General features: G+C 59.5%; 5 protein-coding genes and 1 pseudogene. 2 read left to right on the top strand and 4 right to left on the bottom strand.

Annotated features, from left to right (window positions below; genetic code table 11):
* Nucleotides 1-235: hypothetical protein (locus ACI38B_RS05875; RefSeq protein WP_439729935.1), on the top strand; the 235-nt coding region annotated here is incomplete at its 5' end.
* Nucleotides 236-1,058: 823 nt separating this feature from the next.
* On the opposite strand, the gene ACI38B_RS05870 is transcribed toward ACI38B_RS05875, so the two are convergent.
* The 3 genes and pseudogenes from ACI38B_RS05870 to ACI38B_RS05860 all read right to left on the bottom strand — a co-directional run.
* Nucleotides 1,059-1,709: an anthranilate synthase component II gene (locus tag ACI38B_RS05870; protein ID WP_439729934.1), complete on the bottom strand. Its 651-nt coding sequence runs from the start codon at nucleotides 1,707-1,709 to the stop codon at nucleotides 1,059-1,061.
* A 35-nt stretch (nucleotides 1,710-1,744) separates the two neighbouring features.
* On the bottom strand, nucleotides 1,745-3,016 hold the full coding sequence (locus ACI38B_RS05865; RefSeq protein WP_439729933.1) for a class E sortase: 1,272 nt from the start codon (nucleotides 3,014-3,016) through the stop codon (nucleotides 1,745-1,747).
* Between the two features lie 237 nt (nucleotides 3,017-3,253).
* A pseudogene (locus ACI38B_RS05860) lies at nucleotides 3,254-4,009 on the bottom strand (DUF881 domain-containing protein); the annotation flags it as partial.
* A gap of 64 nt (nucleotides 4,010-4,073) precedes the next feature.
* Here ACI38B_RS05860 and crgA point away from each other — a divergent pair.
* Nucleotides 4,074-4,499, top strand: a complete 426-nt coding sequence (crgA, locus tag ACI38B_RS05855; RefSeq protein WP_081966567.1) for a cell division protein CrgA — start codon at nucleotides 4,074-4,076, stop codon at nucleotides 4,497-4,499.
* Between the two features lie 198 nt (nucleotides 4,500-4,697).
* On the opposite strand, the gene ACI38B_RS05850 is transcribed toward crgA, so the two are convergent.
* On the bottom strand, nucleotides 4,698-6,089 hold the full coding sequence (locus ACI38B_RS05850) for a THUMP-like domain-containing protein (protein ID WP_439729932.1): 1,392 nt from the start codon (nucleotides 6,087-6,089) through the stop codon (nucleotides 4,698-4,700).
* Between the last annotated feature and the right edge of the window lie 696 nt (nucleotides 6,090-6,785).

Below are 6,785 nucleotides of genomic sequence, written 5' to 3'. Positions count from 1 at the left end.
GTGGCCGGTGTGCTGCGCCTTGTCTTCGTATGTTTTGTGGATTGTTGGTATTCTGCGGTTTTGTGATGTTGCTGTGGTTGGTGGCCCGGTGTCGGTGCGAACTGGATCGATCTTCGGCTCCCAATCTCAGATTTGGTCCGCAGGTTCGGGCCGCTGCGAGGCAGGTGTGCCGGTGGCTGGTCTTGAGGTGCTGGTGGGTTCCTTGGTATTCTGCGGTTTTGTGGTGGTGCCGTGATTGGCGGGCATGTTGCGGTCGGGGCTGTTGTGGACTGGATTGGATTTCGAGTATCGTTTTCTGATTCGGTCCGTGGTCCGGTCGACTTGGACACATGGTCCGGCGTCATCCACCCGTGCATGGTACAGTCAAATCATTGGAATTTCGCGATTCTGTGGTGTTGCCATGGAAAATCCTTGATGCTAGATCCTATGAGATGCAGAGACTGATTCCGATTCCGCCTGTCGTTTTCGGATTCAGTGCCGGAGTGCCCGGTCGTCCGCCGAAATCCCACTCCCCGGATCGATCCTCGAGCAACCCCGCCACTCAACCCGTCCAGATTGAACGACGAAAATGTCCAGAAAAAGTGATGACACCGAACAACTCAAATGAACAAAACGCACTGAGGAACGGTTGCTCCCGCCGCTCTCGACCACTCAATCCGGTCGCACTGGCGCCGCGCTCAGCGTAACCGGCGCGACCGGCATGACCAGCGCCTCAGCCTAACCAGCGTAACCAGTTTGCGGGAGCATGACTCTCTCGGCGCGTGCCTGCCTTGACTGCGGCCGATAACTGAACTTCGCCCTTTTCACGAGTCTCCTGCTGAGGAGGAAGTGGGGATTGTGGTGAGTCCGCTGATAACTGCCGTTTCGCCCTTCTGCGCGCGTCTCGTATCGCACGTATCGCACGTATCGCTCGTATCGCTCGTATCGCACGTATCGCTCGAATCGCACTCGCCTACCGTGCACCGAGTCTACCGTGCACCGTGACTACCATGCACCGCGCCGACCGCGTCTACCATGCCGACCGCGGACCGCCGCGACCCCACAGGCACGCAAAGAAATCAGCGGGTCTTCATGATTTTCGGTTGGCGCCCCTGAGCCTTGTCCACGGCGTTCGTCTGCCCGCACACGGCGAGCCAGTTCGCCAGCAGTCGGTAACCGTCCTGCGTCATGACCGACTCGGGATGGAACTGCACGGCATACATCGGCAGTTCGCTGTGCTTGATGCCCTGAATCGTGTGATCGTCGAGCGCACGTGCGGTGACAACCAGCTCGTCCGGCAGTGAATCCGGCTCAATGGCGAGCGAGTGGTAGCGGGTCGCGGTCATCGGGTTCGCGACACCGGCGAAAATCTCATCGTCAATATGCTCGACTTGGCTCGTTTTGCCGTGCATGATAGTCGGCGCATGGTCAACGGTGGCCCCGAAAGTCTCGGCAAGTGCCTGCAATCCCAGGCAGACCCCGAACATCGGCTTCTTGTTGGCCGCGCACAGTCGAATCATGCCTTCGCTCGCCCCGGATTCCGACGGGGTCCCCGGTCCAGGTGAGATGAGCACGCCATCGTACCCGTCGATGACACCAGGTGTCGACGGGTCGATGGCGTCATTGCGCACGACATCCACGGTGGCGCCCAAGGTGCGCAGATACCCCACAATCGTGTAGACGAAGGAATCGTAGTTGTCGATGACCAGGATATGCGCTGAATCCGTCATTGCCTCTCCTTTACCGTTCTGTGTTGCAAGCCATATTACACAGCGACATAGTTCGACATCTGCTGGAGTATCGGGATTGTGGACGCAGCCCACGGATACACCCATTGGAGCAGCGCGGCGGCCGCGGCGACGGCGAGCAATGCCGTGAGCAAGATCCGGATCGGCAGCACGCCCGGCTGAAGCCGCACAATCATGCCGTAGATGCTTGCATCTGGGCGCTGCCGACGTCCCTCGTGGATGGCTTTGAGCACCGGCCAGCGCCACACGATGGCGGCCGCGATGAACAGCACGGCGTAGATGATGAGCGCCCACTGTACAACCGGCGTGAGGGAATCGAGCTTCGAAACCGCTGATGATGTCGGCGCGCTGGAGAAGCTGACTGCCCCTGAAGCGTCTGAAGCGAGTTCTGCGGGGACACCGTCGGAGACTTTCGCCCAGTACGCGAATTCGGCGTAGGCGATCCAGCGGTGCGTCGGCGTGGAATACCGCGGGGTACATGTCGTCATGGTGAGCATGCGCTTGATGGGCGCGCTGCCCGGGTCGTCCGGATTGGCGGCGACCACTTGCGTTTCGGTCGGCAGCACGACAAGATGCCTGGTATACCGGTACACGTACCAGTAATCCTGGGTGCGGATGATGATGGCGTCGCCCGTCTGCAGCTTGTCGATGTCCGCCAGCGGCGATCCGTAGCCGGCGCGGTGGCCTGCGAACGCGAAATTGCCGATCGCGCCCGGCATCTGGCTGTTGTCGTAATGCCCCATGCCATGCTTGTTGAGCTGTTCGAGACTGGTCCCCTGCACGATGTTGCGCACCCATTGGTTGCCGAACCGCGGTATGTAGACTTCCGCGACGAGGTCGCCCTCATTCGCGCTGGCCGGTTGTACTGGGGGGTCGCCCGGCTGTTCTTTGGCGATTGCCGTGCCGGATCCGTGTTGCGCAGGTTGCGTCCACGTGCTGGTGGTCGATTCGCGGGTTTCGGCTTGGGTGTGTTCTGATTGCACGCCGGTCCACCAGAACAACCATACGATGTACAGCGCGCAAATAACCGCCGCGGTGATGAGGAGTTCCGCGATGATGCCGATGATTTGCCAGCCCACGCCGAGACGCTTGGTATACCCGGCATGAGCGGCGCGATTGGATTGCGGGGCAGATTCGGACTGTGCGGCATACCCGGGGCGTAGGATTTGCCCGGATTGTGCGGCGGCAGGCACTGACTGCGCGGTGTAATCGGCATTGGCTTGCGCCGGCGCGTTGTCGTGCTGACGCGGTGTCGTGGATTCGTATGACGGTGATGTCGGGTCGCTCATGATTGATTGTCCTGGTGTGTGATGGTGAAATCGGGTGTCATGCGGTCAGTCCCCTTGTATGCTGGCCGAAGATGGGTTTGACGCGGTCGTTCCGGCGGAACCGGAGGCATCGGTATTGCCGGAGCCGCTGTCGGAACTGTTGGAATCGCTGGAACTGCCGGACTCGGAATTCCCGGTGCCGGCTCCTTCAGAACCGTTGGAATCGTCGGAACCGCTGGAACCACTGAGATTCCCGCTCTCGGAATTCCCATTGCCGGTCGCCGTGGCGTATTTCAGCGGCTGCATCACAAGCGGCGATTCCGGGAATTTCAGCGTATCCTTCGTCTCGACATTCCAGCCGAGCCCGAAAGCGCTCACATACTCTTGATACACCTGCACGGCCTGGGAGTCCGCCAGCGCGTCGATCATGTCCTCGGTCGGCCCAATGGCGGAAATCGTGTACGGCGGCGAATACTGCTTGCCTTGCAACATCAGGACATTGCCGACGCAAATCACGGCGGAGTTGAACAGCACGCGCTGATCCTGAATCATCATCGCCTCTGCCCCGCCGGCCCAGAGCGCGTTGACCACCGCCTCGATATCCTGCTGATGAATCACATAATCGTTGATATTCGAAGTCGAACCTGAGCTGTTCACCATGGTTTTCCACAACGGCGAATCGTCAAGCGTGACGGTGACGCCCGGCCCCTGAACGGCAGGAAGAACGGTGCTTGAACCGGCGTCCTCGCTGTTGGAGGAGTCGCTGCTTCCCGTGCCGGCGAGTTTGTTCAACGTGTTGATCTGCGAGTTGAGCTTGCTGACTTCGCTGCGCAGTTTGTTGGCTTGTTCGACACGCTGTTCGACCATCTGCGCCGTATCGGAGGTGACAGTTGCGGTGCGGTTCACGCGGATGTTGGTGGCGAGCAGGAACCCAGTGAGGGCGACGATGACGAACACGGCAATGCCGCCCAGCATGGAGTGTTTGACCCCATGTTTTCCGGTGTGTCTGCTCATTTCGCCTCCGCCGTGTTCGCTGCTTTCGAGTGTAGCCGCTATGATGACTTTTTAGCCTATTCGAATGGAGACTATGCACATGGCTGACGAAGAGCTGCACGAAACCGACGAGCAGTCGGTCGACAACGTGTCGGACGCCACCGCGTCCAATGATGGAGCGAACGACGACGATTACGGCATCCCGATGGATGAAGTCGAAGCCGTGCTGAATGCCACCGCCGACAAATCATCGATGACTCCGCAGATGCAGCGCATGATGAAGCGTCAGGCTGAGAACACGAAGCGCGTTGAGGAAAGCATCAAGAGCACCAAGTCGAACCCGCGCTGGTTCGTGCCGCTGTTCTGCGCGCTGATGATTATCGGCCTGGTTTGGGCAGTGGTGTACTACCTGACCGGCAAGTATCCGATTCCCGCCATCGGCATGTGGAATCTCGCTGTCGGCGGCGCGCTGATCATGATCGGCTTCCTGATGACCATGGGGTGGCACTGACCGCTTATGGGTTCTCGGTGGCCGCCGCGTAGCGCGTAACGCACGGCGGCCACCGAGAGACATGCGTATTCGGCAAACGCCGCATCCCGCCTCCCGCGCCGGAGCGTAGGCAGGCGGCGTGGTGCAATGGGGGCAGTCGGGGAACAGCCGCCAACCCAGAGATTATCTACAACAGTTACAACAGATACGGCAGATTATCTACGCTTTCGCGCACACGAACGCCGTTTTCTTCCCTGACATGGTCGTCAGAAATACGAAGGTATCTCCCCCATCGGCGATGTGATAACGTTTGCGCACCTGCGCCACGCTCGCGGGATAATTCCGTACCGCGATATTCGCTTGCTTGATGCCGCGCAGCGTGTGTTTGACCGGTCCATACGCGTTGATGGCGAATGCTCGTCCCGGGAACGCGTCGACCTGCTTGTCCGACACGAACAAGTGGCTGTTGCTGTCGATTTGCGTGACACCGAAACGCTGCGCGAGCAGGTCAAAGCAGCCGGCTTTCATCAGCGATGCGTTCGGCTCGTAGAGGTATGCAGGCTGGTTCGGGGTCGTCGGCTGGGCGTTGTGTCGCAGCTGTTCGCGTTCCTGGGCCCTTGTGCCGGCTGTGTCTTGGGTGTGGAAGCTGAATACGGTGTCGTCGTCGACGCAGGTGACTAGCGGGGAGGAGCCGGTTCCGCCGTCGTGGTGTTTCGCGGCTTGTCTGTTGCTGTCGGCGCCCCTTTGGCTCCCATGTTCGCCGTGTTGCCCGTCTGTTTTGTTGTTTCTGTTGCTTTCGTTGTTTTCGCTGTTGTTTCCTGTGTTTCCTGTGTTTCCTGTGTCTCCGGCGCCGTGGCGGGTGATGACGAGCAGCAGCTCCTTGCACTCGTTGTGCACGGAGACGATGTGGATTTCTGATACCGCGGATGGTGTCGCCGCATCGTCGAGCGCGCGATTGCAGTCCTGAGCGGCTTGATGCCAATCCAGCATCGGGGAGAGTTTGATGATGATGGTGGGCGCGATACCGGCCAGTTTCGGCAGTATCGCAAGCATGTCGGGCGTGCAATCCGCGATTGCGTAGGTGCGGGAGCCGTGGGCGTCCCGGCGGGCGGGATCCGCCATGATGAGCGTGGCCGAGGGCAGTTTGTCCAGGATTGTGGCGGCGTCGGCGTTCACGATCTTGACGTTGCCGAGGCCGAGCGCGCGCATGTTGTGTTCTGCGAGCTCGCACAGGTGCTGTTGGCGTTCGATGTAGACGGCGCGGTCGAATACGCGGGACATGTATGAGAAGTCGACGCCGAATCCGCCGGTGATATCAATCAGCGTGGTGGGGTGCGGCGCCCCGGATGAGAGGCGTTGCGCGAGGTCTGCCTTGTATTGCGCGGTGGACTGGGATGAGCATTGTTCCATGGCCAGATGCGGGGGATAGATGATGTCCTCGCATGCCGCCCATTGTGGGAGTTTGGTGCGCGCGCGTTGCCAGCCTTCGATACAGTCGAGCGCGACGGCGAGGTCGGTTCCGTCCTCGGGATGCGCGTGAAGCGCGATGTCGCGCACCTGCTCTGTGCGATGGGCGGCGATGAAGCGTCGTGTCTGCTCGTTGATATCCATGCCGCCATCATACGTGGGTGACGCAGCGGATGGTTGTTGTGGTGGTGACGGTTGAGGCGGCGATGGTTGGCATTAGTCGGGGAGGGCGGGCGATTATCCACCAAATGTGGATAAGTGGACAACTCGGTGGATAATCTGTGGGCAACACCACATCTAGGGGTCTTGGCATTGGGGGACCACTAGAGAAATCTATCGAATGTCGATAGATTTTGAAATTGTGGATAACTATTTGTGCACATCGTCCACACCTGAAAATCCTTGGAAATGCACAATTTGTGGATATGTATGTGGATAACTTGCACAGTTTTCCACGACTTATACCCCACTTATACCCAAGTTATCCACCGCCTTGTCCACAGATGTGGAAAACTACACCGGTGTAATTCCGTTTTGTGACTATTGCGCACTGTTATGTCGCTGCGGCACAAGCCTGAGAATCAGCAATCGACGGATGTGGGATTCCCATATTGGCCCAACTGCCCATATACAGCACAGCTGTCGCACTGCGGCCTGATGTCGGTCGTATCACCCTGTGAATCGGCGGCAAACCGTCTGTCATGTGACACGGCTATCGCACCGTGGCTTGGTGCCGGTCGCTGAACGCTTCTGGTTGGTGGTATCCCCGTGGCGTGCGACCGCGAAATCGCACTGCGGCGAGATACGGCAGCTGCCAGCCGCTGCCAGCCGCTGCCAGCC

The organism is Bifidobacterium sp. (assembly GCF_051876855.1).
In the GTDB taxonomy this organism is placed as follows: Bacteria; Actinomycetota; Actinomycetes; order Actinomycetales; family Bifidobacteriaceae; genus Bifidobacterium.
This window is presented reverse-complemented; position numbering and strand designations above follow the sequence as displayed.